This window comes from Verrucomicrobiia bacterium (assembly GCA_036405135.1).
GTDB lineage: Bacteria > Verrucomicrobiota > Verrucomicrobiia > Limisphaerales > JAEYXS01 > JAEYXS01.
Map to the genome: position 1 here is coordinate 13,371 of DASWYF010000052.1, position 25,880 is coordinate 39,250.

The window sequence follows — 25,880 nt, forward strand, 5'->3', positions numbered from 1 at the left end:
ACCAGGGGCTTATAGAGGAATGCCGCTTGGTCGGACCGCGGGACTGTGCCCCGCAGTCCGCAAGGAAGCTCCACAAGAGTGTTGGAATATTTCCACCGCTTGTGTCATCCTATGAGTGTGATCAAAGCCGCCCTTTACATCTCGTTGCTTATCGGCGCCATCGGCTTCGCAGCCTGCAGCCAAGCGGAAGACAAGACGGTGTCGTCCACCACGACAACCAACGCTCCCCAGCCTGCCATGAAAACTGACGCCAAGACCGCCGGAACCAATGCCGCTCCCGCCAAAGTCGTGAAGACAGAGGAAGAATGGCGCAAGCAACTCACGCCGGAGCAGTATCATGTTTTGCGCATGGCGGGCACGGAACGCGCCTTCGGCGCGGCGTATGAGGAGTTCAAGAAACAAGGCGGTGGCACGTATTACTGCGCGGGTTGCAATGCCGAGCTGTTCTCCTCAAAAGAGAAGTTTGATTCTCACTGCGGCTGGCCCTCCTTCTACGACCCGGCGAATGCCAAAAATGTGAAGACGCGCGCGGACATGGCTCACGGCATGGTCCGCACGGAAGTGCTCTGCGCGGTTTGCGATGGTCACCTCGGTCATGTCTTCAAGGGAGAGGGTTTCAAGACGCCTACGGATCTGCGTTATTGTATCAATGGCGTGTCCTTGAAGTTCGTGCCATTCGCGGACGATGGGAAAAAGAAATAGCCGAGCGATGGACTGTCCTGCGCAAACCGTCAAGCGCCCTCTCGTTTCCCTCAAAAGATCAGCCACATCACCAAAGGTTTGGTTTGGCAAAATGCCCCTCCTACAACATTAAGGCTTGAAGATAGGTCCATCACGAGGCTTACCGGTTGAGTTTTCTGCGGCGTGCCCGTAAGGTGACTCAATATGTTGCCCAAGTTATTGGCGCATGGTGGCGTCATGTTGTGGTTGATCTTGATGGCTAGCGCGGTGGCCCTCGCTGTGGTCATCGAGCGCCTGCTGCATTATCACCGTGCGCAGATCAATTCGACGGAGTTCCTCATCGGCGTAAAAAACGTGCTGAAGCGCGATAACGTGGTGGAGGCGCTCTCCATCTGTGATGCGACGCCGGGACCGGTGGCGCGTCTGGTGAAGGCGGCCATCTTGGCGCGAGATCGCGGTCGTGATGGTGTGCGTGAATCTTTGGAAGAGGCGGGGTTGATGGAGGTGCCGCGGCTGGAGCAGAAGTTGAACTTGCTGGCGACGATCGCGCAGATCAGTCCTTTGATGGGGTTGCTGGGGACGGTGATGGGTTTCATCCGCATTTACATGGTGATGGAAGAGCAAGGGCAGTATGCGCAGGGCGGACTGCTCTCCGGCGGTATCTGGCAGGCGCTGATCTGCACGGCGGCGGGATTGGCCGTCTCGATCATCGCGTATGCGGCTTACAATTATCTGGTGAGCCGGGTGAACTCCATCGTGCTGGACATGGAGAAGACGTCCACGGAAGTGTTGAACCTGGTCACGGATCCTAACGCGCGTCACTGATGAAGTTTCCCCGCCAGCTCAGGCCGTTTCGCGGGTCGTTTGATTTCGCGCCTTACGCGGGCGTGTTCTTCATCTTCATTTTGTTCGTCGTGTTGCAGTCGTCGATGATCTATCAGCCGGGTGTGCAGGTGGATTTGCCGAAGGCGGAAGGGTTGCCGGGTATCAATGGACCGGTGCTGGTGGCGGTGGTGGATGCGAGCGGGCAGATCTTTTACGATAACCAGATCATCGAGGAGAAGGCTTTGCAGACGGCCCTTCGCGCGGAGTTGCGACGAATAGGAAGGACCGTGACGCTCATCATCCAAGCAGATGGAAATGTGAAGTATGAGCAACTCGTGCATCTGAGCACGCTGGCGCGTGAAGCGGGGATCGAGAAGGCTTTGCTGGCGACCCGGCCTGCCGCCGAAGTGCAACCGGCACCCGTGACGGTGAGCACGAACAAAGCGAAAACGAAGCAGCCATGATCGCGGACGAGCCAACGTGGTCGCGAGCGCGCTGGATGCGCGTGATCGCGGTGCTGTTCGCGGGGCAATTGTTTCTGGCGTGGGCCTTGGCGGAGCGGGCGGTGAAGCCTGTTCGTGAAGCTAAGTTTGGCGCACCGGTGGCATTGCTTACGTTGCCTTCCGCGAACTTGGCGATCCAAAACCATCCTGAGGTGGCGGGTGCGACGTTGTTTGCGCTCGTCGATCCGCGCGGTTTTTCGGGCAAGGCGTGGTTGCGATCCGAATCACGCGAGACGCCGTTGACGGATTGGAAGGAGCCGGAGTTTTTTCTCGCGGCGAATCCCGATCGATTGGGATTACCCTTCCAACGCTTCATTCAGACGAACGCGCCAAAGCTCACCAGCGCGGCCATCATCCCTGTTTTCCAACAAACACCCATAAATCTTCCTCCTGTTTTGCCTCCGGACCAATCCTCCTTCGTTGTGCTTGGCGAACTGGCCCAGCGCAAGCTGCTCGAAGCTCCCGGCATCCCGCTCGTGCCGCTGGCGGGTGCGTTGCGCTCCACGCAAGTCACCATCGCCGTGGACGCCTCGGGCGAGGTCTTCAGCGCGGTCGTCGAGCGCACCAGCGATGACGCCACCGCCGATCAACAAGCGCTCGAAGCCGCCCGGCAACTCGCGCTCGAGTATGCGCGCAAACTCCGTTTCGCACCCTCGCCCACGCGCAAGCCCGGCAGTGCCATCGGTGCGGACCTCACGTGGGGCACGGTCAGTTTTCGTTGGCAGACCACCGCGCCATCCCTCATCAAACCCGATTTGAAATGAGCGCTGATCTCCTCATCTTTGCTTACGTGGCGCTCACGCTCGGCGCGCTCTGTCTCATCGGCCTTTACTACGAGCGACGCGAGGAGAGCTTCCAACCCTCGCCCAGCAAGGACCACATCTTCCGCTGCGAGAAATGCGCCTTCGTCTACACCGATGACGAAGACACCGACCTCTCCCGCTGCCCGCAGTGCGGCAAGATGAACGAACCGATGGAGTTTTAACTCCTCGCAGCCGACGACGTGAGGAGGCGGAACTAACCGCCCACCCCTACTCCTTCGTCCCGCTCTTCACCTCGATCACATCGTGCGGGGCCGCTTCCTTCTGGCCTGCCGGACTCACGCGGATGTAACGCGCCTTGCTGCGCAATTGCTCCAACGTCCCCGCGCCCAGATAACCCATGCCTGACTGGATGCCGCCGATCAACTGCGTCAGCACGCTATCCACCGAGCCGGACACTTCTTTGAGCGCTTCCACGCCCTCGGCCGCCACCTTGCGCGTCTTATCCGCCGTGTGACCGTAACGCGCCGCGGAACCCGCCTTCATCGCCGCGATGCTCCCCATGCCGCGATACTGCTTATAAAGTTTCCCGCTGATCTCGATGATATTTCCCGGTGCCTCCGGGCAACCCGCCAGCAACCCGCCGCAGATCACCGATTGCGCCAGCGTCAGCGCCTTCACGATATCGCCCGACTTCGTGATGCCGCCATCCGCAATGATCGAGACGCCCAATTTCTTCGCCGCCTGCGAACAGATGTAGAGCGCCGTAAGCTGCGGGATACCCACGCCCGCCACGATGCGCGTCGTGCAAATTGATCCCGGCCCCTGCCCCACCTTGATCACATTCGCGCCCGCCTCCGCCAGGAACGCCACGCCACTTGCGCTCGTCACGTTACCCGCGATGATCGCCAGCTTCGGGAACGCGCCCCGCACCAGCTTCACCGTCTCACCCACACCCTTGCTATGACCATGCGCCGTGGACACCGCCACCGCATCCACCCCACGTTCCACCAGCGCGCCCACGTGATTGATGATGCGTTCGCGATCCAGATCACCGCTGCTTGAGCGCGGAGCCGAGATCGCCGCGCCGCACAACAGGCGGAAATGACTGTCCCGCGCCGGCTTGAACTGCGCATTCCGCTCCATCGTGATGCGCTCGATGTCACTCATCGTGAAGAGCCCGTGCAAGCGATCCTCGCCATCCACCACCAGGAGCTTATGGATACCAGGATTATCCGTGAAAAACTTGTCCGCACGCGCGATCGGATCCTTCGCCAGCTCCTTCACCGTGATCGTGTGCACTTGCGCGCGAGGCGTGAGCGCTTCGCTCACCTTCCGCTTTGCATAACGCGGCTTCACCACATGCCCCGAGAGCAGGCCGATGAGTTTCCCCTGCGCATCCACCACCGGGAACGTGCTGAAATCAAAATGCCGCTTCTCCATCATCTCCAGCACATCACCGATGTACTGCTCCGGCGATACCTTGATCGGATCCTGGATCAGCCCATGCACATGATTCTTCACCCGGCTCACCTCGGAGAGCTGCTCCTTCTCCGTCATGTTGTAGTGGATCAACCCCAGGCCGCCATTCAGCGCCATGGCGATCGCCATCCGCGCCTCCGTCACCGTATCCATATCAGCGGACACGATCGGGATATGGAGCTGCAGCCCTTCGGCCAGGTTCGTTTCCAGTTGGGTATCCTTGGGGAGGACATCCGAGTACAACGTGGACAAAGTCACATCATCGTACGTGAGACCGGTATTGGGGTAAGCGCCGAAGAAAGATTCGGCGGACTGATAAAACTGAGCGTCAAGCGCGGCGATGTCAGACGTAACTGCCATATACATACATGCAACAGACCGGCCCCCCCTGTAAAGTGAGAAACCACCCTGCGCTGGTAAGGACCGGTTCCACCCGGTCCCATACTGAATATGGCGGTAGGGCGACGCTGTCCTCAGCGCGCCGCTTCTTCCCCAGCCTCCCAAAGAGGCTCTAACCACATGGGCACAGTTCTTCCTTCTTAATTCCAAATTCTTCATTGGAGAAACCCTCCTTAATTGGGCTTCCAGCCGGGAGATTGTGCCTATTGGATTCCGAATAAACCCGCACAGCTCCCGCTGCTAGTGTTAGAAATAACTCACCCCACTAAAAGCGTCAACTAGAAAAATCAAAAATAGCGCAATAAATTTCATCTGAAACCGCAATTTGTAACGTTATTTACGTAACCGCCTCCCCCGCAACAACTCTCGGAGCACCGACCTCCGGTCCGGCGCGTCGAATGTAGCGCACGCATTTTCACCCCGGCGTTTTGGTCGGGGCCTGCGTGCGAGTTACGCGGCATCTTGCCGCGTGTCTCCCAAGGAGCGCGGCTTTTAAGCCGCTTCAACTTTCAATAGCTTCACCAGCTACGAATCTCCAAACCACTCCCCTCCGCAAGACGCCATTTCCTTCACCCTCGGCACATGTACGCAAGTGCCGAGGTATTCTACCGATTTCCATGGGCTGACGAGGCACGCGATCCGTGCTGCCGGATTCCAGACGGCAGTCCGCGACGACCGCCGAAGCCCAATCAGAAACTAGAATCCCAAACCGACCTCCCCACCGCCGGGCGAAAAAAGAAACTCCCCATCGCCGCCCTCCGGGAAGCCGCCGAAGTCTGCCGCATCATCCGCCCCTACCTAGAATCCCTCCTCATGTAATAATTTCCTACATCTTGGACGGTAGGGCGAGAGTCTTCAAGACCATGACAAACAATTCGCTGGTAAGGCGGATTTCTGTTGAGATGGGCTCTGGTAAATCCATCACAATCTATCAAGATAATATTGCGATTTCACCAAGATTTAATGCGTAACTGTTTCATGGCAAACAAGTTGATGCGTTCTTGCATCGTTATGGGTAATGGGAATATTTTGTTTAAAAATCCTTGCATCTCGTTTCCATTTGAGGATAGTTATCCACCTCTTTTTCGTTCAAGGAGGCAATGGACTGACTATGTATTCGTGGATATCAAGCTTGAAGATTCGGCAAATGGAATCAGCACTCTACGGAGGGCCTGAAACTGTGGAGCATGTTTATGAACGAGAGGACGACTTTCAGTCTGTTCATGTTCGTCGTCGTGATGAGACAGATTCGGTGCCTCATACAACAAACCCTGAAGGGGTTGAAATTTGGTATACTCAAGTATACGACAGTTCGACGGGGGAAATGCTCTTTGAGCAAGGGGTTAAAAACGAATGAGTGGAATAACCCTTTCAATTGTTTCCCGCGAATTTCCTAAGTGGCGTGTTTCGATTGGAGGGGAAGGAAGTCTTCCCTTGACTTCAGACAATGTTGTTCGTTCAAGTCTGATATACCCTCTCGACGCTGCTGCATACAAACCGCTTGATCTTCAAGATGGGCAAAGTTTTCTATGGTTTGGATTCACTGTCCATTCCTTCCAATGCATAGCAACGGTAAAGCGTGAAATGCCAGCGGCGCTTGCGACCAGCTTTACTTCTCATGGATTTGCCTCGCTGATTTTCCATACAAAAACTCAGTCGGAAATCGAAAAATTGAAAGGCTTGATTGAGAAATATCTCATAGGCGAAGAGCTTTGGAATATTAAGGATGGAATCATAGAGTCGTCGGAATCATTGTTGGCAGAAAGGCCAAAGTGGAATCCAGTGGAGTTGCATTTGAACCTTCACAGTAAAGACGATTATGTGATATTTCGTGATTTGGGAAACTCTTTGGAAAGTGTTGGACCGGAATTGCTGCGAATAACCGAAGAGCATGCCCAAATGGGGGGTAAGATCGCCAAATTAAGCAGCCAACTTTCAATCAATATACTTTATCTCCAAGGTAAAATATCTGAAACAGATTATAATAGCTATTGTGGTAAGATCTTTCATGATGACAGCGAGATTGCTCAGCTTTCCATAAAACAGCTCAAGCATGCTAAGCTTGACGCGCAAAGGACAACGGTTGCCATTCATCAATATAGAGATGAAGCGATCCAAGTTGCTGCCATCTTGCAAAGCATATTTCAGCAGGGTATTTCTGGTCTTGCCCCGTTACTGACTGCTCCGTATCAAGTTGGAACTTTTTCGCTTCTTGGCATTGGAGGTGTTTACGCGGCTTTGTTAGCTCTCTATTCTCATGTAAGGAAAGTTTTTACTGCCGTTCAACCTGAGAAGGTTGTTGCGGTGCAATTTCCAAAAACGAAGTCGCCTTCGTTTCCGTCGAAGCCAACAGAATACGAAAAGTGGAGGAATACGTTAAAAGATTATTCCGGTGTTACAGGTAGCCAGGCGGAAGGGGTTGGGAGTCCAGCTTTCTTTCATTTGCTATACTTCAGTAATCGCTTGGGATTTAGGGCAACAAAACTATCGATCACCGCGGCTTACCAATCAATTTGCCTAGGCTTGATGCCTTCTTGGAATGTTAGCACGATTTTTCATGAGTTCCTCCATGCTCATGTAAAAGCTCTTCTGACTGAAGTTTTTCCTCTAGATGAAGCCGTATTTCAAGCCGCTTATGAGAACTATCGAGTGCGAAGAACTGCGCCTGATCAATCGAAATATCTGACACCATTTATTCAGACCTTGATTCTCCATGTTGTTTCTTCGCTTTATTTTTCGAATGGAGATCGAGCTAAGGAGAAAGCAAACGAGTATAAAATCTCTGACTGCCTTGATCCTAAGACGTTACAAAAAGAGTTGTTAAGACATCATGACCAAATCGATGAGCTTTTCGTTCATATTTTAGATCTGAACTATTTTTACGACTGCGATACTGAAACCTACATTCGATCGATTTGGTCATCTTGGTTAACATTGCCATTTATTACAAAACGTCTTGGAGAGTATGCATTGCGGACGATTTGTGCCACGGCATCTATTGATGACGGCCGCCAAATAGAAAGGTTTAATCGTGCCTTAAAGAAACTCAAAGAACAGCTAGGACGATTGAGCGGCTATGATTTTATCGATGAAAACTTACTTAAAGAAGTCGTCCAATTTCTTGAAAATGACGATAATGTTGCGGATATACGGAATAGATTCTTTGTTTTATGTCCGTTGATTGACGTCATTGCTGAATTTTTTGTTTTTGGAACAATCCAGCCTCAATTGGTTAGAGAGGTATCCGATGTGCTCAAGGGGGACGATTACACATACGAGTTTAAAGCTGGTGAATATCTGCAAGACGTCATTGAAAGTCCTGTCAAATTCTTGACGGAGCAGCTTAAGCATTCTCTCAATAAATGGGAGCCCAACTTGCCATCCGAGAAAGCTGAATTTCTTACTTTGTGGTCGTTTCAGGCTATATCTTCGACTTTGACACTAGTCCCCTATGAAAACAAACGACAAAAATGACAGAGAGGGGTTGCATATTCGCTCCTTGCTTGTTTCGTTGAATGGCGCTTTTAACGATGACGCTTTTCTGAGCAAGAAGATATCTGGCAAGCAGTCGTTGAACGGTTCCTCCAATGAATGGTTTGGCTATGTAAAAATTAAGGCATTGGTGCGCGAGGGAATGGTGGAATTGGGTGGTAAAGACGTAGTTAGAAAAGGTAAAAATCTTTTCTCTATCCCTCCTCACTTAGAGAAGCGTGTGTTAAAGGGTGATCATTGCATATTTGAACCTATTATTGCCAAATTCAAACTGAACGACGGTTTTGCATTTCTCGTCTGTACACCATTTCCTGCTGTATTTAATGAGATATTTAAAGGGAGTGCGCCTAGCTTTTTTCGGAATGACCTGCGAAAAGTTTGCGACGATCAATTTTCTGCTGTTGGTGATGGCAACGCCAAAGTAGTTCGGCTTCATTGTAAATTAGGTGGAGATAAAGGTGAGCGAATTTCCAGTTTAACATGCATTGGAAAGAATGTTGTAACCTCGGCTGTAATGCGTGATATACTTTCTTTTGATGCCAAGAAGGGCGCGCGCGCGACTCCATTTGGCCCCGGTGCGCTCGCTCATGGTGTTGTGAAAAGAGATTTAGACCCGGTATCATGCCGTATCAAATGGGACGACGGGACGGAGAATGGAGTCTCTTTAAATATGGACAGATACGGTAATTTCTCTTTCTACCTCAAGCAGTATGATGCCATTTCTGAATTTTACCCGTTATTGAGGTATCTTTCAGATGTTGGTGCGATCGTATCTAGTAATATCAATCCTGTTTTACGTTCCGACGAGGCTCTGCACGAAGTGGATTCCCGATGAGTGTTTACGCCTCTCCAGATCAACTCTTAGGCGATCCTAAGCAGGTAAAGGCCATACTGGTGGATGCGCTTAGGGCGGGTTATCTGTCAGTTTTTCTTGGAGCGGGGTTGTCCATGTCGACAACTCCAGAATGCGACGATGATGTGAAAGTTGATCCCGTTTTTCCCTCTTGGGGAGAATTAGTGAAGCTAGTCTGTTCAGATTCTGGAGTTCCATTCGATTCAACAATCAAGACGAATGATTATCTTCTGCAAGCTTCTGAAGAAGCTGAAACTGCAGTGGAAGGCGCAGGGCAATCTTTTGCTTCCGTAGTCGAAAAGGCATTGTATACGCGTTGCAAATCATATAGCACAGAGTTTCTTAAAATTGATCTATTGATTGCTCTTGGTTCGCTTGTCATGACATCAACCCGGGGCAAGGCTTCTGCTGTTGTTAACTATAACTATGATGATTTGTTGGAATGGTATCTAATGCTTCATGGTTTTACGGTCTCAGTTGTTAGCAGTCTTCCAGATTTGATTCCAAGAGCTGATGTTGTTGTTTATCACCCTCATGGATTCTTGCCTTTGTCAACTAGACTTGCGGCCAAAAAGACTGGAACAGTTGTTTTGTCAAAACGAAGTTACCAACGAGTCCTAAAAGAGCTTGATCCTTGGAATGAATTCCAGAGATTTTGCCTTGGTTGTAATATTTCTTTATTTATCGGAATGTCTGGTGATGATCCCCATGTTGAGTGGTTATATTCCTCGGTTCATGACGATGTGAGTGGTGGAAGAATACTTGGAGTGATTGTTCTTATGGATACTCCTTTAAATAGGGGTAGAGCTGCTAGTGCTAAAAATCGAGGTATCATTCACTATTATATTAAATCACATAATGATTTACCGAAATTTATTTTGGAGCTTTGTCAGGCAGCAGCGGAAGCGTAAGCATTTACATCACGCACGCCTGTCCTCGCATTGAGAAAACAGTCCGTCTTTGGATGTTCGGAGTTCGATGTATTGCCCCGCTGATCCAACCGGTTGAATAACAGGAGGCTTGATTCGTCCGATACTACGCGGATTATTGAGGCCGCTATCATGTTTATCTACTTATGACCAAACAGACCATGCGGGTAGGCATCATTGGTGGCGGGTTGATGGGGCGGGAGGCGGCGAGCGCGTTCACGTGGCTTGCCTTCCAATAAAACCACCAGTTCAGCGAGATACAGCCGCGGTCCTTTCCTCGCGTTAGCGAGGGCAGATTCCTAGCCACGGGTTTCAACCCGTGGTCACACGTTATGCATCCCGCGTCGCGTAGCGACGCAAGAGGCATTGTGTCCGCAAACGGTGGGTTTCTTTCGTCACGATGTGACGAGCGGGTTGATGATTCCGATCGGCGGCTTAAAAGAGCGTCGCTAAGAATCTTTCGTGGCGAACGCCACGCCTTGGACTGAGGCGGCTTGAAAGCCGTCCCCCGTCCAAACGGGAGGAAACTGACGGGAAAATGGCTGGCTCGCGCAGCTTACTCTGCTGCCATGGCCGGCAAATGCGGCTCCACTCCGGCAACGTATAGCGTGGCGCTGTACGGCGCGGGATCAGCGATGTGGGCGTAGAAATCCACCCCGCCCTTCGCGGCGAGCTTCTGCAACTGGTCGAACGCGTAGCCAGGCTTCCGTGCGGCCGGAGAGCGGCCTTCCAAAAAGGCGACCAAAGAGCGGTTCTTGCCATCAGCCGCCAGATAATTCTCCAAGTGCCGGGTGGCTGGATAGGAAAGGCCTTTCGCAGCGCTCATGGCCACAACGATCATGTGGGCGCGTTGCATGGACCAATCCACATGACGGTTCACAGGGACGTCATCCAGCACGGCGAGGGGCAAAGTATCCATGCGGAGACGACGGCGGGGGCTGGCCTGGCGGTGCATGTCCTCGAGCATATGCAGCGCGCGCTCCTGGATCACCGGGCCATCGTAGAGCACAACGGCCCAGAGAGATGAAAGCGAGAACTCGCCACCGACAGTGTTGTTGCTGTCGCTTGTGGCTTTCGGAACATTACGTCTTCCCAAGTCCATGGTGTGACTATGAGCGAAAGCAAAATACAGTGCTATCCAGCGGGCTACGCGAATTGAAGTAAGGGAAATGCCTACAAGGCTGGGCAAATCCCGGAAAAGGACAGGGGGGAAAGCGGAGGATGTCGTCGTCCGGTTAGCCTCTCTTGGTTTGGTAAATGGCGCCGTAGCGGTGTCTCAAAGTGTTGCGGTGACGTGATTAAGCGTGCGAGCAACAGGCATGTGGAGGGCTGGCTCACGTCGCCGACAGGACATTTGCATGATCCAGGCGTTGGCAACGGCTCGGAAAAGCGCGTGCAAGAGTTGTGGCATCCTCGATGACGGGCGGTGGCCCTGCCCCGCGCAGGCTTCGTGTGATGCAAAATCCGTGTATGCGCCGGGCTGCAGGAGGTGCTGCGGGAAAGCGTGACATGGGAATACGGCGTTTGGCATCATCCGGGCGTGGGTATTTCCCCGAAAGACTTCGCTACCATGCAGGAACGCACGGCTACTGGCCGTCGCAGACCTGCTCCCTCGCCTGTGCCGATGGGGGCTGAGCTTTCGGTGCCTTCCAAGAAATCGGGGCATGCGCGATTGCTGGGTATCGATCCTTCTTTACGCGGAACGGGTTACGGGGTGATCGAGTTGGGCAAGCCGTATCCGAAGACATTGGCGCAAGGGACGTTGAAATGTCCGGCGGGTTGGGATCAATCACGGTGTTTGGCGAAGATTTCTCAAGGCATCCGCGACGTGATCCAGCAATTCAAACCCGAAGTGTGCGCGGTGGAGGGTTTGTTCTTCGCGCAGAATCTGCAGACGGCGCTCATCATGGGGCAAGCTCGCGGAGCGGCGCTGTGCATGGTGGCGGAGGCGGGTTTGGAGATATTTGAAATCTCGCCGCGCAAGGTGAAGCAAAGCATCGTGGGTTACGGCGCGGCACAAAAGTTGGCGGTGGCAAAGATGGTGCAGCGGATGTTGCATCTGGAAGAAGTGCCGGATGCGGATGCGGCGGATGCACTGGCTATCGCACTGGCCTATGCGCAAACGCAAACAGGTTTCTCGCTGACTCCGCCGAAGCGGGTTTAAGATTTATTAAGACATGATCGCTTTTCTCAAAGGCAAGCTGGTGGATGCACATCTCACGCATGCAATCGTAGACGTGCAGGGCGTGGGTTATGAAGTGCTCATCCCCTCCTCCTCTTATGACAAGCTGCCGCAACCGGGGCAGGAGGTTGTCATCCTGACGCATCTGGCCATTCGTGAAGATGCGCATGTGCTCTATGGCTTCATGACGACGGCGGAGCGGGACATGTTCCGCCTCTTGATCAATACGGTGAGCGGTATCGGGCCGAAGATCGCGCTGAACATCTTGAGCGGGATCAATGTGACGGCATTTCGCGGAGCAGTGGCGAATGGGGATGTGAAGGCGCTCTCACAGATTTCCGGCGTGGGCAAGAAGACGGCGGAACGCATCGTGGTGGAATTGAAGGACAAGGTGGGCGCGACAGCGGCATTTGAAGCAAGCAGTGCGGCCCGGGCCATCCCACCGGAAGATCAGAAATTGCACGATGCCATGCAGGCACTCATGGCACTGGGTATGAAACAAAATGACGCGCAGGAAGCGGTGCGCGCAGCCTTGGCCGTATTGGGAGCCGAAGCGACGACGGAGAAACTCGTGCGGGCAGCTTTGAAAAAGGGATGAGCGCAGCGAAGCCCATTCCACCGCGCAAGTCCGGCGTCGTCGTGCCACAGAAACCGAAGTGGCACGGACGGCTGGCGGCGCGTTTGATCTATGGGCTGACGCAGATCGTGGCGGCGACGACGCGATTTCGCTGGGAGGATAATTCCGGTTTGATGAAGCCGGGTGACAAGAACCAGGCCATCTACAGCATCTGGCATAACCGGCTGGCGTATTCTCTAGTCATCTATCAGCGCTATGTGCGCGAGCACACGGGGCGTGAACTGGCCTCACTGGTGAGTGCGAGCAAGGATGGTGGATTGCTGGCGCGGGTACTGGAGCTTTTCGGCACGCGACCGGTGCGTGGGTCATCGAGTCGCCGTGGACCACAGGCTTTGCGTGAGATGGTTTCGGCTGCGGAAGATGGTTGTGTGCTGGCCATCACGCCGGATGGGCCGCGCGGGCCGTGTTATCAGGTGCAGGAAGGAATCATCGGACTGGCGCAGGTGACGGAGCTGCCGATCATCCCGGTGTCTTATCACCTGTCATTCAAGTTTCGGATCAAAAGCTGGGATCGCTTTCAGGTGCCGTTGCCGTTCGGGACATGCACGGTGAAATTCGGGGAGCCGATCACGATTCCGCGCGAAGCAGGAGAGAAGGAGCGGGAGCAACTCAGAGCGGAGTTGCAGCGGCGGATGCTGGAGCTTAATGGAAATGACGAATGACGAAGGAAGGATGCGAAAGCATTCGTCATCTTTGAAAGTTCTCTCCGCTCAAAACCCAGTCAGGAACATTTGAAACAGTGTATGCCATCTCGGAATCATCGCCGGTGAACATCCTGATACTAATCACGTAATCCATAGCCTTGGAGCTGTGCTTGGTCGCCAGCGTTAAGAAGTTCTTCACGATAACTTTCTGAAGTTCCGCATGGATTTTATTTTGAGCCAAGAGCTGCTCAAGATAAGCAATGCTGGTCGGTATATTGGTCAGACCATTGCCCGGTGAAACCCGAGTGGAACCTTTGACCCGCTTCATCAGGCGCCAACAGGGCTCGGGTGATGGGCCAAAATGTGTTTCCAACAGCCGGGATAAAGCCGTCTCCTCGATCACATTCCTGACCTTCCATCCGCCGATGAAGCAGGTCCGTTGGATGCGCCCGGAGTTGATATCAAAGGCGACGACCTCTTCTCGGGTGAGGTAAAGGAAAAGCGCCAGCGCGGGCAAAAACACAACCAGCCAAAGTTTGGCGCGACGTGAAATCCGGACCGTTTTCATTGGGCACCTCTTTTCCTAAAACTTCGCGAGGCTTGCTTCTGAAACATAGCAGACCACAGCGGCACAAGCCAGCGGTGTTTGCTCTTACCCCACGCGAAAAGAAATCCGCACGATGGTTTCTTTACCGAAGCTGTGTTGAAGGCGGTCGAGGATTTCTTTGCGGCGGTAGCGGACGATCTCGTTCAGCCACACGTTGCTATCCACGGAGACGAACAGGGTGCCTTTGTTCAGGCCGGTGGGTTGGGCGTGGGCGGTGATCTGCGGATCAATGAGATGATTCCACACTTTGCCGATCTCAGCCTCGGAACGGCGACGGTCCAATCCCAAGCTGCCCATGACCTGCGAGACCAACGAGCCCGCAGGACGGCCTTTGTCCGCCGCCATCTTTTCAGCGGCGGCGACATTGTACCCGCGCCACGCGTTCAGGACGTGCGAGCGGTCGTTGGATTGATAGGCCATCGGGGGAAAATATTACTCACGAGACGGAGTAATGCGAGCAATTCACCGGTGAAGTTCTCCACCAACAATTCACAACTGCTATTTCAGGCTCTGGGCAAGCTGACGGGCCAGCCACTCGGCTTGAGCTTTTTCGGGGATGTGATCGCCCAAAGTGACCTGTTTACCCGAATGCAGCCGTAGAACCAATCGGTGATAACCCCAAGTATGACTTTTGACGGCGAAAATCCCTTCAATCTCCTCAGCCTTATAATCAGCGTGATGAGTGAAGAACCGCCAGTTTCCCTGCCAGCTCAGGCCATTTCGTCCTGTCTCTACGCGAGTGGTGTTCAAGGGCAGGACACTCGCCACACAAATGGCCCAAACCGTCAGCAAGTGATTTGAACTTTCGAGAACGACACTGCTAAACACCAACGCCCAGACAGAGGCCAGCAAGCCGGACCGGAGAATGAGCATGGGATTGCGCCACGCAGGAAACTCGATGAGGCAACCATCCGCTGTCCGTGAACAACGGATCTTGGCATCGCCTTTCGGCCTGGAGTCATTCCACGTCTTCTGTGTGCTGGTGGTGCTCATTCACGGATTCTATAGCTTCCACGATACACAACTGAGTCGAGGAGGGAAGCTCAGCTCCGCCTCCTCATTTCGGCGGCTACGAGACGACTAGATATGCTTCGAGTCGTCGTGATCTTTCTTCACGTAACCGGACTCTTGGCGTTTGAAATTCACTTCGTTCTTCTTCACGTAGGCGGCGTAGACGTCATCGGCGCTCATGCCGAGGACTTGGGCCATGCTGATGAGGAAATGGAAAAGGTCCACAACTTCCACACGGGCGTTCTGTTCATCGAACTTTTGGTATTTGGCCCACCATTTCCACGGGACGCTGTCGGTGAGCTCGGCCATCTCTTGCGACATGGCGCGGGTGTAGTTCAGTATCCACTTGGTCTTTTCCTCTTCCGTCATGCCGTCCGTATGCACGCCGATGCGTTCATTGAGCGCCTTCTGCATCCGAAAAAGTTCCCGCAACTGGTCTGGTTTTTCCATGCGGGAAACGATTTAGGCACCGGGCATTTAGTGCAAGAGCAAAGTCCGTAGAAAAGCTCGGTCGCCCAAGCGCTTAAGATGAAAAAAGACAAATGAAGGCATCGAAAGAGACATAAAGCGGCGGCTTTTCATTTGGCGGGTGGCTTGTAGTATGTTTCGCAGATGCAGAATACAGATCCTATCGCGGAGTTCATCGAGAGAATCGGCACGAGCCTGCAAGACGGCACGTTTGTGCGCTTGGTCTTGTCCGGGCCCACCCAGCCGGATGACGGCTTGGAGCGGGTGATGGTACGTCGCGTGGTATTGAAGCAGGTGCCGCATCTGGCGGTGACCTTCAAGCGGCGCACGAATGACATCGCCAAGAATTTGCCGATGGAAAAAGCGATGAGCTGGATCGAGGAGCAAGTCCACGGCGAGTGGAAGAGCGTGCTGTTGGGCACGACGCAGAAGGACTGGCAACTGCACTTCCCGAGCAAGGGCAAGCCGCAGCTCTCCATGCATAAGGCGAGCGTGGCCACGGCTCCGACCGCGACGCATGATCGCGAGCGCGTTCGCATGCTGGATGCGTCTGCGAATGACTGGCTCTCAGCACTCGGCGTGGTGGATCACACGGGCAAGGTGTTGCCCTCCATGAACGACAAGCACCGGCAGATCAACCGTTACCTGGAGATCCTTTCACACTTGCTGGATGATTGCGGATGGCGACCGGGCCAGCCGTTGAACATCGCGGACATGGGTTGCGGGAAGGGTTACCTGACCTTCGCCATCTGGCATTGGCTGCGCCGCACGAAGAATTCACCGGTGGAAGTGTTGGGTGTGGAAGCGCGTCCTGACTTGGTCGAGAAGACGAATGGCATCGCACAGGAGATCAATGCAGAGGGATTGACCTTCATGGAAGGGACGATCGAGAGCGCGCGGGTGAAGGAAATCGAGGTGTTGATCGCCTTGCACGCGTGCAATACGGCTACGGATGAGGCGTTGCGACAGGGCATCGATCTGCGCTCCAAACTCATCGTGGTGGCGCCGTGCTGCCATAAGGAAGTGCGCCCGCAAATGCAGCATCCGATGGTACTCGCGCCGGTCTTGCGTCACGGCGTGATGGAAGAGCGCATGGCGGAATGGGCTACGGATGGCTTGCGTGCGCTGTATCTGGAATGGGCTGGTTACAAGACGAAGGTGTTCGAGTTCGTTTCGTCCGAGCATACGCCGAAGAACCTGATGATCGCCGCAGTGCGTGATGGTGAGCCTTTTGTGAATCACGCAGCGAAGGAACGGATCGAGGAGATGAAGAAGTTCTTCGGGATCAAGAAACACAGCCTGGATTCTCTGCTGAAGGTGGAGATACCGAAGTGAGGCGGAGCGTGCCCGTCCTAGGGCACAGCAAGGTGAAATGCTTCAGTTGGCAGCAGAAAGGTTGATGGCTGAGAGAGTATCGTTATACGCGAGCTTTCCGGCAAAAGGTGAACTGCCTTTGCTCAGGTGAATTGCTGTACCCGAGGACAGGCAGGCTCCATCACCGGTTCGGCCTTACTTGGCGGTCGAGTTCGTTCACCTTGTTAGCGATGGGCTCTTCCACACCTGCGGCCCATGGACCGGGATGCGTGGGGCTGAAGAGCATCGCGCCGCCGCCTTCGTAGCCACCTTCTTTCAGGATGCGTTCACTGGGAATGTAACCCATGACGTCATTGGAATATCCGGCCACCCACACGGCGGAACCCCTATTTCCGAACTCTCGTTTGAAACGGAGCGAATAATCCACGACGACTTCGCCGCCGAGAGCGATGAGCTTAACTTCGTTGCCGAGCTGTACCACTTGTACAGGATAGGGATAGGTCTTGGGTAGCGCTCCATCTTTGGCGATGCGATCAAGCATGCGTTGGGCGTGAATGACTTGGTATTTGTCTTTTGATTGGAGACGTGCGGTGAGTTCTTCACGAGTGGGCGGAGTGGCGTAAGTGAGATCAATCTCGGCATAGGCGGATTTGAGTGAACCAGTGAGCGGCTTGGCGGTGGCGAAGAGCGCGGCCTCAACTGAGGTGGCTAGGGAACGACCATGCTTTTGTGCGAGGTCAATCGTTCCGCGCGGATAGGGATTCTGATCACCGCCGCAACCCGTCATGAAGAGCGCGGTGACGCCGGGATTGTCTGCTTGCAGATATTCCTGGGCGAAACCGGCGTAATCGCCGCAAAACTGATAGAAGCTCAAGGTGGTATTATGGCAGGCATAACCGAAGAGGACGGCGCGCAGCTTGCCATCGGGGCCATCAACGCGGAGCACGGGGACATCGTGATCTACAGGGCCATCAGGGTTCGGGGCATTGCGGTAGTCGCCGTTCGGCAGAGGCAGTCGGCGGTTCATGGCGAAACCGCAACGGGCGTGGGTATAGGCGATCTTAGAGGGAGCGAGTTGTTTGAGAGCATCCCCGATGAGGGCGAACACCTTGTTCTCCAAGTCTTCGCCATAGCGTTCTCCCTGTAGCGTAGGGTTGAATTCAACTTCATCAGATGGTGTGCGACCGACGCGAAATTCTGGTCCGCAATGGGTGTGCGAGGCGTTCAGGATGAATTGCTCGGGCTTGAGTTGATGAGCGGTAAGCAGGCGTTTCTCCAGGCTCTTGCGCATGATGCGGGGGATACCGATGAGATCGACGGTCACGAATACCATACGAGAGCCGTTGGCATCTTCGATGGCGAGGGCTTTGGCGAAGAGGTCTTGAGCCTTGCCTTCGGAGGGTTTGTTACGCGAAGCGTAACCGGCCATGAACATGTTTGTGGCGGGAGTGATGACGGTGGTGGAGACGCCTGCTTTCCAAGTGAGGCTATTACTTGCAGCGGGTTGCGCTGAGGAACTGATAGCGAAACTCAAGAGGCCGGCCAGCAAGATGAGTAATGCAGACATGGGATGGGTTTACTGCATCTGACGTGGATTGTCATCTGCTGCTTCATTTCATCGCTATAAATGCGATGGGAAATTCTACTCGTCACACACGGGGCTGCGTGATGAACTTTCATCGTCACAGGCAGGCACATGGAAATACTTTTTGTTGTTCTCTTCATCGGCTTTGTCATCGGTGCCGTCATCTTGGGCGGGATCGCCGCGAAAAAACGGCGTGAAGCGTTTGAACTGGTGGCGGCACAGCTCGGGTTGCGATTCTCGGCTGAAAAGGACCGGGGCATCGCGGACCGCTATTCCTTTCTCAACAAGCTTGACCAGGGATCCAACCGGTATGCTTACAACATCCTTTCCGGCACCTTTTCCGGGCACCAAGTCATGGTCTTCGACTACCATTACGAAACGTATTCCCGGGACAACAAAGGCAACCGCCGGACACATCACCACTATTTTTCATTCTTCATGCTGATGCTTGATCGTTCGTTTCCCGAGCTGACCATCGGGCCAGAGGGTTTTCTCTCCAAGTTCGCGCAGGTGTTCGGATACGATGACATCGACTTTGAATCGCATGAGTTCTCGCGGCAGTTTTGCGTGCGGTCCAAGGACAAGAAGTTCGCCTATGATATCTGCCATGCGCGGGCAATGGAATATCTGCTGGCGAATCCGGATCTGGTCATCGAGATCGAAGGGCCGGTGCTGGCCATCGCATTTTCGCGCTGTCTGGAGCCCGGACAAATCCCCGGAAATCTGGAGCGTTTGCTCGCCTTGCGCAAATTGATGCCGGAGTATCTTTTCAACCAACGATAACCATGCCTGCGATCTTGATCTTAGCTGTAATCATCCTGCTGCCGTTGATGTATGTGGTGCTGCAATACAACGGACTCATCGCGCTGCGGAACCACATCCGCGATGCGTGGGCGAACATTGATACGGAGCTGAACCGACGGTATGATCTGATCCCGAATCTGGTCGCGACGGTGAAGGGCTATGCGGCGCATGAGAAGGAAACGCTGGAGAAGGTGATCGAATTGCGGAACCGGTGTGCGGCCGGGGCGCAGGGAAACCGGCAGGAGGATGAGAAACAACTGGTGGATGGTTTGCAGCGCTTGCTGGCGGTGGTGGAGAATTATCCCCAACTGAAAGCCGATCAGCATTTTCTGAAACTTCAGCAGGAGCTGGTGAACACGGAGGACCGTATTCAAGCCGCGCGTCGTTTCTACAATGGCAATGTGCGGGATTACCGGAACAAGTGTGAGATGTTTCCGAGCAGCCTGATCGCCAGCGCGTTCAATTTCGCGCCAATCGATTATTTCAATGTAGATTCAGCCGTGCGGGATCAAGTGCCATCGGCGCAGTTTTGATCCAATTCCGATTACTTCAGCAATTCCTTCAGCACACGGCCATCCACATCCGGCATGGTGAGGCCGAGGATGTGGGCGGTGGTGGGAGCGATGTCGAGATTAGTGATACGGTCGATTTTGACACCGCGCTTCACAGCGGCACCACTGATGATGAACGTGCCGTCAAGTTGCGGATCGGTGTTCAGATAACCGTGATGGCCGGGATAGGCATCTGAGGTCACTTCGGTGATGGGCGTATCGAGGACGTGAGAGGCGTTGAAGGCGTAGCCGGATTTCGCGAAGAGCAGGAGATCGGGGGATTGCTTGTTCACATCCGGAGTGGCGATGCCGTACTTGGCGTAGTCTTTAGGTTCTACCAACTCGGCGATGCCTTCCAGACCCGACAGCAGGGATTTAGCTTTGGCAATCGTTTCGGCTTTGTTCGCGGAGTTCACCGCGTAGAAGAGGCCGACACCACCGGAGGCCATCACGTAGCCATCGCAGCTCTTGATGCTGGGGCCAGCGGCCTGGATGAGGCCGTTCTGGCGCAGGATGACGTTCGGGCGGATGAGTTTTTGCGCGGTCTTAAAGCCGTGATCGGTGACGATGATGATGGTGGTCTTTTCACGCAGCTTGGCACGATCGAGGGCGTCTATGAGTTCGCGGATGCATGTATCGGCGTAAGCATAGGCAGTGAGGCTGGCCATGGAGCCTGGGCCATATTTGTGGTTGTTCGCGTCCGTGTTCAGCAGATGGAAATAAAGAAGGTTCGGCTTGTGCTTCTCCATGATGTGCACAGCAGCGCGGGTCCACATGAGATCGCGCCAAGGAGGATTCCCGCGGTTGAAGTCATCCAATTCTGGCTGCGTGATCAAACCGGCTTTGACCATCTCCTGTTCGATCTGGCCTTTGGGGTTCGGGCGCTCGGCGAAGTCCCAGTTGAAAGTGTTCGCATTGGTGGTGGGCACCCAATCGACATGCGCAGTGGTGAGGCCAGCTTTGAATGCATAGTCATACACCGTGGGCACGCGGACAATCTCGCCCTTGTCACGCCATTGCTCGATCTTCGGCGGCTGTGCATTGCCGGGGAAGGTGAGCAGGCCGTTATACATCGTGTGATGTTTCGCGGGGGTAACGCCGGTAGCGAGGGTGGCGTGGTTGATCCACGTCACGGAGGGATTGGAGACCTTCATCGGTGCGCTGATGCCTTCAGCGGCCAGCTTGCGCAATGTGGGCATGGGCAGCTTGGAATCTTCCCAGATCCAATGCGGGAAACCATCCACAGTGATGACGATGACGTGTTGGTCTTTGGCAGGAGCGGCTTGGACCAACGGAACCAAGGCGAGGCAAGCTATCGCCAAAACAAGAGCGGTTAAGGAACGTGAACGCATAGGATGAATGACATCCAAGCGCAGATGTTTATTCAGGGCAAGAGTGCTTGTGTATCATTTCGGTGGCGTCGCATTGCACCGTAAGGGCTTGCGGCGTACACTTTTGTTGTGACCTTGACCGATCCACCGGCAGAAAAATCGACCGCGATGCAGAAACTTCGCGCGTGGTGGTTTACCCGTGAGCAGTGGCAGCGTTGGGCGATGATGATGGCGGCCATCATCATCCTGATATTCGCGGTGGAACGCTGGCAGCGTTGGGAGCAGACGGGCAAGGCCCTCGGGCAAAAGACTTGGGAACGTGGCGGAGTGATCCAACTGGATGAGAACAACGACGGCGTCATCGACCAGGAGAAGCGGCCCGGCAAATTACCGGGAGAATTCACCATCCGGAAGGATGCAAACTTCGACGGGATGTTTGACATCCGTTACCGTCAGATGACGAATGGCATCGCTACAGATCTGGAGACGATCAAGGAAAGCGCGCCGAGACGGTGATATGTCAAACTGCTGCGGGAACTTCCGCTGATGTCCGCATGCTGGATATCTGCGCTTCTGGCTCTGCTATATGCGCGAAGAAATCCACCCCATACCTCCCGGCCAGAGTTTGCAGGCGGTCAAATGGCAGGCCGCTGGCACGTGCAGCCACAGAATAGCCTTCCAAGAAAACGAAAAGGGCACGATTGGTGGAGGAGGACCCGGCCAGCCATTGCTCCAGCTTTTGCTCCACGTTCGCAGGCAATGAAACGGAGGCATCTGCGGCAAGCATGGCCACCTCAGAAGCCTGCAAAGAAGCATCGATGGAGGTTTTAAGAGCCGATTCCTTCAATGCATCAAACTGCCAGGCAGTGAACTGGATTACGCGGTTGGTTTCTAATGTGTGCGCAAGGCCGGAGACAATTTTTCGGGAGCGTTCAAGCGTATTGCTGCAGTCATAAAAGATCGCCATGCGCAATGCGGGAGAAGCGGGGTTGGCCTGTGCCGGGTTTTGGTCGTTGTTCAATATCAGCCGGCTTCTCTTATAAAGCATGCCGTCAGAATGGAGATTATCTTTTTTATAAACCATCCGCCTCACTACGTGGACACACTAAGGGATGTACTTAGGCTTTGGGACACTGCTCTCCCTTATCACATCCGCACTCCCCCATTGCCCGCCTCCTCCATTTCTTATAGAACATGCTCATCCATGAGCACCAAATTCCCTTTGCGGTGTCCTTTCGCTTTATTCCATCTCCTCTGTTTGTTGCTCTGCACATTCGCCCTGCCCGCCGCCGAAGCTCCCAACCTCACCAACGCCATCGCCCAAGCCCGCGCCCTCATCCAAAAAGAACTCGCCCCCAAAGTCCCCGGCGTCTCCGTCGCTGTCGCCATTGATGGTAAAATCGTCTGGTCCGAAGGCTTCGGCTACATGGACCTCGAAGCCAAAAAGCCCGTCACCACCGAAACCAAATTTCGCATCGGCAGCATCTCCAAATCCCTCACCTCCGTCGGCCTCGCCCTCATGGTCGAGCGCGGCCAGATCGATCTCGACGCCCCCATCCAGAAATACGTTCCTGATTTTCCCGATAAAGGCGCACCCATCACCACCCGCATGCTCGGCGGCCACCTCTCCGGCATCCGCCATTACGCCGGATTCGAGAATCGTCGTAATCAAGCCTACGCGAATTCCCACGCCGCTCTCACCATCTTCCAGAACGATCCCCTCGTCGCCCCGCCCGGCACGAAATACAATTACACCACTTACGGCTGGACCCTTATCAGCGCCGCCATGGACTCCGCCCTGCAACAAGACTTCATCAGCCACATGGATAAAAACGTCCTCCAACCGCTCAACCTCAAACACACCCGCGCCGATCAAAAAGGCATCACCGATCCCCACTGCACGAAATTTTATTCCGATAACCTCCTCGGCAAACTCACCACCGCACCCGAAGTGGATAGCAGCTACAAATGGGCTGGCGGCGGCTACCTCTCCACACCCGAAGACCTCGTCCGCCTCGGCTCCGCGCTCCTGCAACCCGGCTTTCTGAAAGCCAGTTCGCTCAAGCTCCTCTTCACCCCACAAAAAACCTCCGATGGCAAACCCACCAACTACGGCCTCGGCTGGTTCATCGGCAAAGACGCCCAAGGTCATCGCATCCTGTGGCACACCGGCGGCTCCACCGGTGGTAAATCCGTCCTCCTGCTCCATCCGGAAACCAAAACCGTCTTCGCCCTCGTGAGCAACCACTCCACGCCCACCCTGCCGAAGAAAGATTGGGAAACCATCACCGAACTCTTCGCCCCCTTCTACACCGCCGCCAAATCTTCAACCACGAACGCCACCGCTATCACCAAGGGCCGCCAATTCCTCGTCAACCTCATGGATGAAGAACTCGGCCTCCTCCCCGAATTCCGCACCGCCAAAGTTTACTGGCTCTACCACGACAACTACCTCGCCGCCAAAGTCCTGAACACCTCGCACCCCGCCATCGCGAAACGCCTCCGCGATTCCATCACCCGCGAAGGCGCCACCAAATCCGGCAAGATCGAGATCCTCTTCGGTGAATCCGCGCAACCCCTTCCCTTCCGCCAATACGAACTCACCGATGTCCGCCGCGCGGGTGACAAACTCATCCGCACCGAGATCGTCACGCCCACGCTCATGAAAGGCTGGGAGCAATACGCCGACCTCCTCCTCTTCGCCAGTCTCGCCGAAACCGATCGCACCATCGCGCGTCAACACTATGACGCCGCCCTCCGCCTCTGGGATGGCACAGGCTTCCTCGATCCCGCCGCGAAAACTTCCCATCGCTACGCCACCTACAAACTCGCCCTCGCCCTCATCGCCCGCAACCGCTTCACTCCCACACCGGAACTTCCCGCTGGCCTCATCGAACGCCTCCGCTCAATGCAAGCCGACACCGGTGGCTGGATCACGGATTACGATGCCACCGGCAAACCCCTCGGCTTCGCCAATGTCGAGACCACCAGCCTCTGCCTCCTCGCCCTCGAAGCCCAATCAACTCAGTGAGGGATGAACTCGGGAGCGGAACGACGTAGCACAGATACCCGTGCTGCCGGATTCCAGCCGGCAGTAAGAGGATGCACGTCGTAGCACTTCGCGTCTCCCTCAACGGTATTCCAAACGTCTCCCCTTGCCAAATCCACCTTCATCCCGTTCATTATCTTCAACAACCAAGGAGACACATGAAACCCCTCATGCCATCGCTCCCCAAGAAGGCCGTCATTCGCTATGCTTGTCTTGCGGCTGTTCTTCTCGCCATTTCTCTCTGGATGCTCCATTGGATCGCTCGCGGCCCTTTGGATTGCCTTCGCTGGCGCTTCACGACCCATGACGGCAAGGTGCTTCATGATGAGATCTGGTTCGCCACAGTATCTCCCCTTTCGTCCGAACCTTGGAACAGCAAGATCTCCACCCTGTCTGGCCTGCTCGAAATCAGCGTGCCCGTTTCCGATAACCTTCCATGGTATCAGAAGCCTTTTCAGAGCTTTCGCCCCATCAAGCGCATCCCTTATAGAGATGGCCTCATTCACGGCTCGGTCATCTTACTCAACGAGGCCAGCCACGAAACACATATTCAACAGTATCGTGGAGGCAAAGAACATGGTATCGATTGTCTCTTAAATCCTGATGGCAGTCTCAGTCATCTAGTTAGTTCAAAGAATGGCATGCTGGACGGCCCGCGCATAGACTGCTGGACCAACGGACTTCTTTCAGAAGTGGAGCATTTTTCCAGCAACAAGAGAAACGGCTTCTTACGAAAATGGTCGGAGACAGGTAGGCTTATTGAAGAAGCAATTTCTTCCGATTACCGCCACTCCTGGTGGCTTCATCATAACGGCGCCAAATCAAATGAGATTAAATTTTCCACCAACGGCACTCCCTCTGAGACGATGATTTGGGCAGCCGATGGGAAACTCATCGGCAAGGGCACTTATAAAGAAGACCAAGTGTGGGACCACCGTTATTCCCGCCCGTGGAACGGTTATTTCGTAGACTGGGGCAAACTCGGCATTAACCCGCAGTTAGAGTATTACAAAGAAGGGGTGCGCACGGAACATACCGTAGAATGGCTGGAAAAAAGCACTAACCCTTAACCATTCGAAATGCGCCCACCATGAGCTCCCTCCCGCCAGACATCTACGAGCACGTCTCTCGTCTGGCCATGGACATCACGAACGCCACCTTGGCCGACGACTCTGCCCTCGCCGATTCATTGTATCAAAACCTCCGTCTCTACCACGAAGAACAGCTCGTAAACGGCCGCACCCATCCCTTCATCCTCGAAACTCTCGCCGACTACACAGATGACGCCGCTCAAGCCTTTCACTACTACGAAGAAGCCATCGCCCTTTCCCGCCGTCTGCCCGGTGATGAACCCACCCACACCATCCTCATCGCCATCGGCGAACGCCTCCTCGAACTGAAACGCACCGAACACGCTGAAGCCTTCCTCCGCGATGGCCGGACCGAAGCCCTGCGCCGCAACGATCTCGATGCCGTCAAACAAGCCCACGAGTTATTAACCAAACTGGCATGAACTCTGGGAAAACCCCTCTAACATGGTGAAACAAAGCTGCCACTTTGCCCTAACCCCGGCCTTCACCACAGGCTTCAGAAAAAGAAACGGCGTTCGAAACCTTTTTTCTATCCCCCACCTCAATCGCCTTTTCTTTCATTTGGACATTGCTCATTCCTTCGTCATTCGGATTTCGTCATTGGTCATTATTCCTTCATTAGCTCCGTTTCTAATTCCATTGACGCCCCATAAGCCCGCTCGCTAGCGTCTGGCGAAATAA

At 54.4% G+C, this 25,880-nt stretch carries 28 protein-coding genes; 19 read left to right on the plus strand and 9 right to left on the minus strand.

The features are described 5' to 3' along the window. Window positions 1-111 precede the first annotated feature (111 nt). From msrB to VGH19_24095, 5 genes are all read left to right on the plus strand, one after another. Window positions 112-702, plus strand: a complete 591-nt coding sequence (msrB, locus tag VGH19_24075) for a peptide-methionine (R)-S-oxide reductase MsrB (GenBank protein HEY1174464.1) — start codon at window positions 112-114, stop codon at window positions 700-702. 183 nt (window positions 703-885) lie between these two features. Continuing rightward, window positions 886-1,506, plus strand: coding sequence for a MotA/TolQ/ExbB proton channel family protein (locus VGH19_24080; protein ID HEY1174465.1), 621 nt, complete (start codon window positions 886-888; stop codon window positions 1,504-1,506). Continuing rightward, a complete protein-coding gene (locus VGH19_24085; GenBank protein HEY1174466.1) occupies window positions 1,506-1,970 on the plus strand; it encodes a biopolymer transporter ExbD in 465 nt (154 codons plus the stop codon). The genes VGH19_24080 and VGH19_24085 overlap by 1 nt, the downstream gene beginning before the upstream one ends. Next, window positions 1,967-2,773, plus strand: coding sequence for a hypothetical protein (locus tag VGH19_24090; GenBank protein ID HEY1174467.1), 807 nt, complete (start codon window positions 1,967-1,969; stop codon window positions 2,771-2,773). Before VGH19_24085 ends, VGH19_24090 begins: the two co-directional genes overlap by 4 nt. After that, on the plus strand, window positions 2,770-2,994 hold the full coding sequence (locus VGH19_24095; protein HEY1174468.1) for a hypothetical protein: 225 nt from the start codon (window positions 2,770-2,772) through the stop codon (window positions 2,992-2,994). Before VGH19_24090 ends, VGH19_24095 begins: the two co-directional genes overlap by 4 nt. A 46-nt stretch (window positions 2,995-3,040) precedes the next feature. Here VGH19_24095 and VGH19_24100 read toward each other — a convergent pair whose 3' ends face one another. After that, the gene (locus VGH19_24100) at window positions 3,041-4,612 is read right to left on the minus strand and encodes an IMP dehydrogenase (protein ID HEY1174469.1); all 1,572 of its coding nucleotides are present in this window, start codon (window positions 4,610-4,612) and stop codon (window positions 3,041-3,043) included. 1,186 nt (window positions 4,613-5,798) lie between these two features. On the opposite strand from VGH19_24100, the gene VGH19_24105 reads away from it, so the two are divergent. From VGH19_24105 to VGH19_24120, 4 genes are read left to right on the plus strand one after another with little or no spacing between them, the layout of a single operon-like run. Then, window positions 5,799-6,008 (plus strand): hypothetical protein, encoded by a 210-nt coding sequence (locus tag VGH19_24105; GenBank protein HEY1174470.1) that lies wholly within the window; start codon window positions 5,799-5,801, stop codon window positions 6,006-6,008. Continuing rightward, window positions 6,005-8,125: a hypothetical protein gene (locus VGH19_24110; GenBank protein ID HEY1174471.1), complete on the plus strand. Its 2,121-nt coding sequence runs from the start codon at window positions 6,005-6,007 to the stop codon at window positions 8,123-8,125. Before VGH19_24105 ends, VGH19_24110 begins: the two co-directional genes overlap by 4 nt. Next, a complete protein-coding gene (locus VGH19_24115) occupies window positions 8,103-8,978 on the plus strand; it encodes a hypothetical protein (GenBank protein ID HEY1174472.1) in 876 nt (291 codons plus the stop codon). The genes VGH19_24110 and VGH19_24115 overlap by 23 nt, the downstream gene beginning before the upstream one ends. Next, a complete protein-coding gene (locus VGH19_24120) occupies window positions 8,975-9,907 on the plus strand; it encodes an SIR2 family protein (protein ID HEY1174473.1) in 933 nt (310 codons plus the stop codon). Before VGH19_24115 ends, VGH19_24120 begins: the two co-directional genes overlap by 4 nt. 574 nt (window positions 9,908-10,481) lie before the next feature. On the opposite strand, the gene VGH19_24125 is transcribed toward VGH19_24120, so the two are convergent. Continuing rightward, window positions 10,482-11,027, minus strand: coding sequence for a hypothetical protein (locus VGH19_24125; protein HEY1174474.1), 546 nt, complete (start codon window positions 11,025-11,027; stop codon window positions 10,482-10,484). A 402-nt stretch (window positions 11,028-11,429) separates the two neighbouring features. Here VGH19_24125 and ruvC point away from each other — a divergent pair, with 402 nt between their 5' ends. The 3 genes from ruvC to VGH19_24140 are packed head-to-tail and all read left to right on the plus strand — an operon-like array spanning window position 11,430 to window position 13,406. Beyond that, the gene (ruvC, locus tag VGH19_24130; GenBank protein HEY1174475.1) at window positions 11,430-12,089 is read left to right on the plus strand and encodes a crossover junction endodeoxyribonuclease RuvC; all 660 of its coding nucleotides are present in this window, start codon (window positions 11,430-11,432) and stop codon (window positions 12,087-12,089) included. A 13-nt stretch (window positions 12,090-12,102) separates the two neighbouring features. Beyond that, a complete protein-coding gene (ruvA, locus tag VGH19_24135) occupies window positions 12,103-12,705 on the plus strand; it encodes a Holliday junction branch migration protein RuvA (protein HEY1174476.1) in 603 nt (200 codons plus the stop codon). Beyond that, window positions 12,702-13,406, plus strand: a complete 705-nt coding sequence (locus tag VGH19_24140; protein HEY1174477.1) for a lysophospholipid acyltransferase family protein — start codon at window positions 12,702-12,704, stop codon at window positions 13,404-13,406. Before ruvA ends, VGH19_24140 begins: the two co-directional genes overlap by 4 nt. Before the next feature lie 25 nt (window positions 13,407-13,431). Here the strand turns inward: VGH19_24140 and VGH19_24145 are convergent, their stop codons facing one another. The 4 genes from VGH19_24145 to VGH19_24160 form a co-directional block, all read right to left on the minus strand. Further along, entirely contained in the window at window positions 13,432-13,956 is a 525-nt protein-coding gene (locus tag VGH19_24145; protein HEY1174478.1) for a hypothetical protein, read from the minus strand. A gap of 84 nt (window positions 13,957-14,040) precedes the next feature. Next, window positions 14,041-14,415: a DUF721 domain-containing protein gene (locus VGH19_24150; GenBank protein HEY1174479.1), complete on the minus strand. Its 375-nt coding sequence runs from the start codon at window positions 14,413-14,415 to the stop codon at window positions 14,041-14,043. A 78-nt stretch (window positions 14,416-14,493) separates the two neighbouring features. Further along, window positions 14,494-14,988 (minus strand): hypothetical protein, encoded by a 495-nt coding sequence (locus VGH19_24155; protein ID HEY1174480.1) that lies wholly within the window; start codon window positions 14,986-14,988, stop codon window positions 14,494-14,496. 87 nt (window positions 14,989-15,075) lie between these two features. Continuing rightward, window positions 15,076-15,456, minus strand: a complete 381-nt coding sequence (locus VGH19_24160) for a dUTPase (protein ID HEY1174481.1) — start codon at window positions 15,454-15,456, stop codon at window positions 15,076-15,078. A 162-nt stretch (window positions 15,457-15,618) separates the two neighbouring features. On the opposite strand from VGH19_24160, the gene VGH19_24165 reads away from it, so the two are divergent. Further along, window positions 15,619-16,809, plus strand: coding sequence for an SAM-dependent methyltransferase (locus VGH19_24165; GenBank protein ID HEY1174482.1), 1,191 nt, complete (start codon window positions 15,619-15,621; stop codon window positions 16,807-16,809). Between the two features lie 160 nt (window positions 16,810-16,969). Here VGH19_24165 and VGH19_24170 read toward each other — a convergent pair whose 3' ends face one another. Beyond that, a complete protein-coding gene (locus VGH19_24170) occupies window positions 16,970-18,355 on the minus strand; it encodes a neutral/alkaline non-lysosomal ceramidase N-terminal domain-containing protein (GenBank protein ID HEY1174483.1) in 1,386 nt (461 codons plus the stop codon). Between the two features lie 129 nt (window positions 18,356-18,484). Here VGH19_24170 and VGH19_24175 point away from each other — a divergent pair, with 129 nt between their 5' ends. Further along, window positions 18,485-19,156 (plus strand): hypothetical protein, encoded by a 672-nt coding sequence (locus VGH19_24175; protein ID HEY1174484.1) that lies wholly within the window; start codon window positions 18,485-18,487, stop codon window positions 19,154-19,156. A 2-nt stretch (window positions 19,157-19,158) separates the two neighbouring features. Then, complete coding sequence (locus VGH19_24180) at window positions 19,159-19,710, plus strand: LemA family protein (protein HEY1174485.1); 552 nt, start codon at window positions 19,159-19,161, stop codon at window positions 19,708-19,710. Window positions 19,711-19,721: 11 nt separating this feature from the next. On the opposite strand, the gene VGH19_24185 is transcribed toward VGH19_24180, so the two are convergent. Next, a complete protein-coding gene (locus VGH19_24185) occupies window positions 19,722-21,080 on the minus strand; it encodes an ectonucleotide pyrophosphatase/phosphodiesterase (GenBank protein ID HEY1174486.1) in 1,359 nt (452 codons plus the stop codon). A gap of 108 nt (window positions 21,081-21,188) precedes the next feature. On the opposite strand from VGH19_24185, the gene VGH19_24190 reads away from it, so the two are divergent. Beyond that, window positions 21,189-21,575: a hypothetical protein gene (locus VGH19_24190; GenBank protein ID HEY1174487.1), complete on the plus strand. Its 387-nt coding sequence runs from the start codon at window positions 21,189-21,191 to the stop codon at window positions 21,573-21,575. Between the two features lie 4 nt (window positions 21,576-21,579). Here VGH19_24190 and VGH19_24195 read toward each other — a convergent pair whose 3' ends face one another. Next, on the minus strand, window positions 21,580-22,107 hold the full coding sequence (locus VGH19_24195; GenBank protein HEY1174488.1) for a hypothetical protein: 528 nt from the start codon (window positions 22,105-22,107) through the stop codon (window positions 21,580-21,582). Between the two features lie 156 nt (window positions 22,108-22,263). Between VGH19_24195 and VGH19_24200 the strand changes: the two genes are divergently transcribed. From VGH19_24200 to VGH19_24210, 3 genes are all read left to right on the plus strand, one after another. Next, window positions 22,264-24,090, plus strand: coding sequence for a serine hydrolase domain-containing protein (locus VGH19_24200; GenBank protein HEY1174489.1), 1,827 nt, complete (start codon window positions 22,264-22,266; stop codon window positions 24,088-24,090). Between the two features lie 176 nt (window positions 24,091-24,266). Continuing rightward, entirely contained in the window at window positions 24,267-25,178 is a 912-nt protein-coding gene (locus VGH19_24205; protein ID HEY1174490.1) for a hypothetical protein, read from the plus strand. Window positions 25,179-25,198: 20 nt separating this feature from the next. Beyond that, entirely contained in the window at window positions 25,199-25,621 is a 423-nt protein-coding gene (locus VGH19_24210; protein HEY1174491.1) for a hypothetical protein, read from the plus strand. The last annotated feature ends 259 nt before the right edge of the window (window positions 25,622-25,880 follow it).

Bases quoted from the DNA above. Each gene is read 5' to 3' on its own strand.
- msrB (HEY1174464.1), top strand. From the start codon at position 112: ATGAGTGTGATCAAAGCCGCCCTTTACATCTCGTTGCTTATCGGCGCC.
- VGH19_24080 (HEY1174465.1), top strand. From the start codon at position 886: ATGTTGCCCAAGTTATTGGCGCATGGTGGCGTCATGTTGTGGTTGATC.
- VGH19_24085 (HEY1174466.1), top strand. From the start codon at position 1,506: ATGAAGTTTCCCCGCCAGCTCAGGCCGTTTCGCGGGTCGTTTGATTTC.
- VGH19_24090 (HEY1174467.1), top strand. From the start codon at position 1,967: ATGATCGCGGACGAGCCAACGTGGTCGCGAGCGCGCTGGATGCGCGTG.
- VGH19_24095 (HEY1174468.1), top strand. From the start codon at position 2,770: ATGAGCGCTGATCTCCTCATCTTTGCTTACGTGGCGCTCACGCTCGGC.
- VGH19_24100 (HEY1174469.1), bottom strand. From the start codon at position 4,612: ATGGCAGTTACGTCTGACATCGCCGCGCTTGACGCTCAGTTTTATCAG.
- VGH19_24105 (HEY1174470.1), top strand. From the start codon at position 5,799: ATGGAATCAGCACTCTACGGAGGGCCTGAAACTGTGGAGCATGTTTAT.
- VGH19_24110 (HEY1174471.1), top strand. From the start codon at position 6,005: ATGAGTGGAATAACCCTTTCAATTGTTTCCCGCGAATTTCCTAAGTGG.
- VGH19_24115 (HEY1174472.1), top strand. From the start codon at position 8,103: ATGAAAACAAACGACAAAAATGACAGAGAGGGGTTGCATATTCGCTCC.
- VGH19_24120 (HEY1174473.1), top strand. From the start codon at position 8,975: ATGAGTGTTTACGCCTCTCCAGATCAACTCTTAGGCGATCCTAAGCAG.
- VGH19_24125 (HEY1174474.1), bottom strand. From the start codon at position 11,027: ATGGACTTGGGAAGACGTAATGTTCCGAAAGCCACAAGCGACAGCAAC.
- ruvA (HEY1174476.1), top strand. From the start codon at position 12,103: ATGATCGCTTTTCTCAAAGGCAAGCTGGTGGATGCACATCTCACGCAT.
- VGH19_24140 (HEY1174477.1), top strand. From the start codon at position 12,702: ATGAGCGCAGCGAAGCCCATTCCACCGCGCAAGTCCGGCGTCGTCGTG.
- VGH19_24145 (HEY1174478.1), bottom strand. From the start codon at position 13,956: ATGAAAACGGTCCGGATTTCACGTCGCGCCAAACTTTGGCTGGTTGTG.
- VGH19_24150 (HEY1174479.1), bottom strand. From the start codon at position 14,415: ATGGCCTATCAATCCAACGACCGCTCGCACGTCCTGAACGCGTGGCGC.
- VGH19_24155 (HEY1174480.1), bottom strand. From the start codon at position 14,988: ATGAGCACCACCAGCACACAGAAGACGTGGAATGACTCCAGGCCGAAA.
- VGH19_24160 (HEY1174481.1), bottom strand. From the start codon at position 15,456: ATGGAAAAACCAGACCAGTTGCGGGAACTTTTTCGGATGCAGAAGGCG.
- VGH19_24165 (HEY1174482.1), top strand. From the start codon at position 15,619: ATGCAGAATACAGATCCTATCGCGGAGTTCATCGAGAGAATCGGCACG.
- VGH19_24170 (HEY1174483.1), bottom strand. From the start codon at position 18,355: ATGTCTGCATTACTCATCTTGCTGGCCGGCCTCTTGAGTTTCGCTATC.
- VGH19_24175 (HEY1174484.1), top strand. From the start codon at position 18,485: ATGGAAATACTTTTTGTTGTTCTCTTCATCGGCTTTGTCATCGGTGCC.
- VGH19_24180 (HEY1174485.1), top strand. From the start codon at position 19,159: ATGCCTGCGATCTTGATCTTAGCTGTAATCATCCTGCTGCCGTTGATG.
- VGH19_24185 (HEY1174486.1), bottom strand. From the start codon at position 21,080: ATGCGTTCACGTTCCTTAACCGCTCTTGTTTTGGCGATAGCTTGCCTC.
- VGH19_24195 (HEY1174488.1), bottom strand. From the start codon at position 22,107: ATGCTTTATAAGAGAAGCCGGCTGATATTGAACAACGACCAAAACCCG.
- VGH19_24200 (HEY1174489.1), top strand. From the start codon at position 22,264: ATGAGCACCAAATTCCCTTTGCGGTGTCCTTTCGCTTTATTCCATCTC.
- VGH19_24205 (HEY1174490.1), top strand. From the start codon at position 24,267: ATGAAACCCCTCATGCCATCGCTCCCCAAGAAGGCCGTCATTCGCTAT.
- VGH19_24210 (HEY1174491.1), top strand. From the start codon at position 25,199: ATGAGCTCCCTCCCGCCAGACATCTACGAGCACGTCTCTCGTCTGGCC.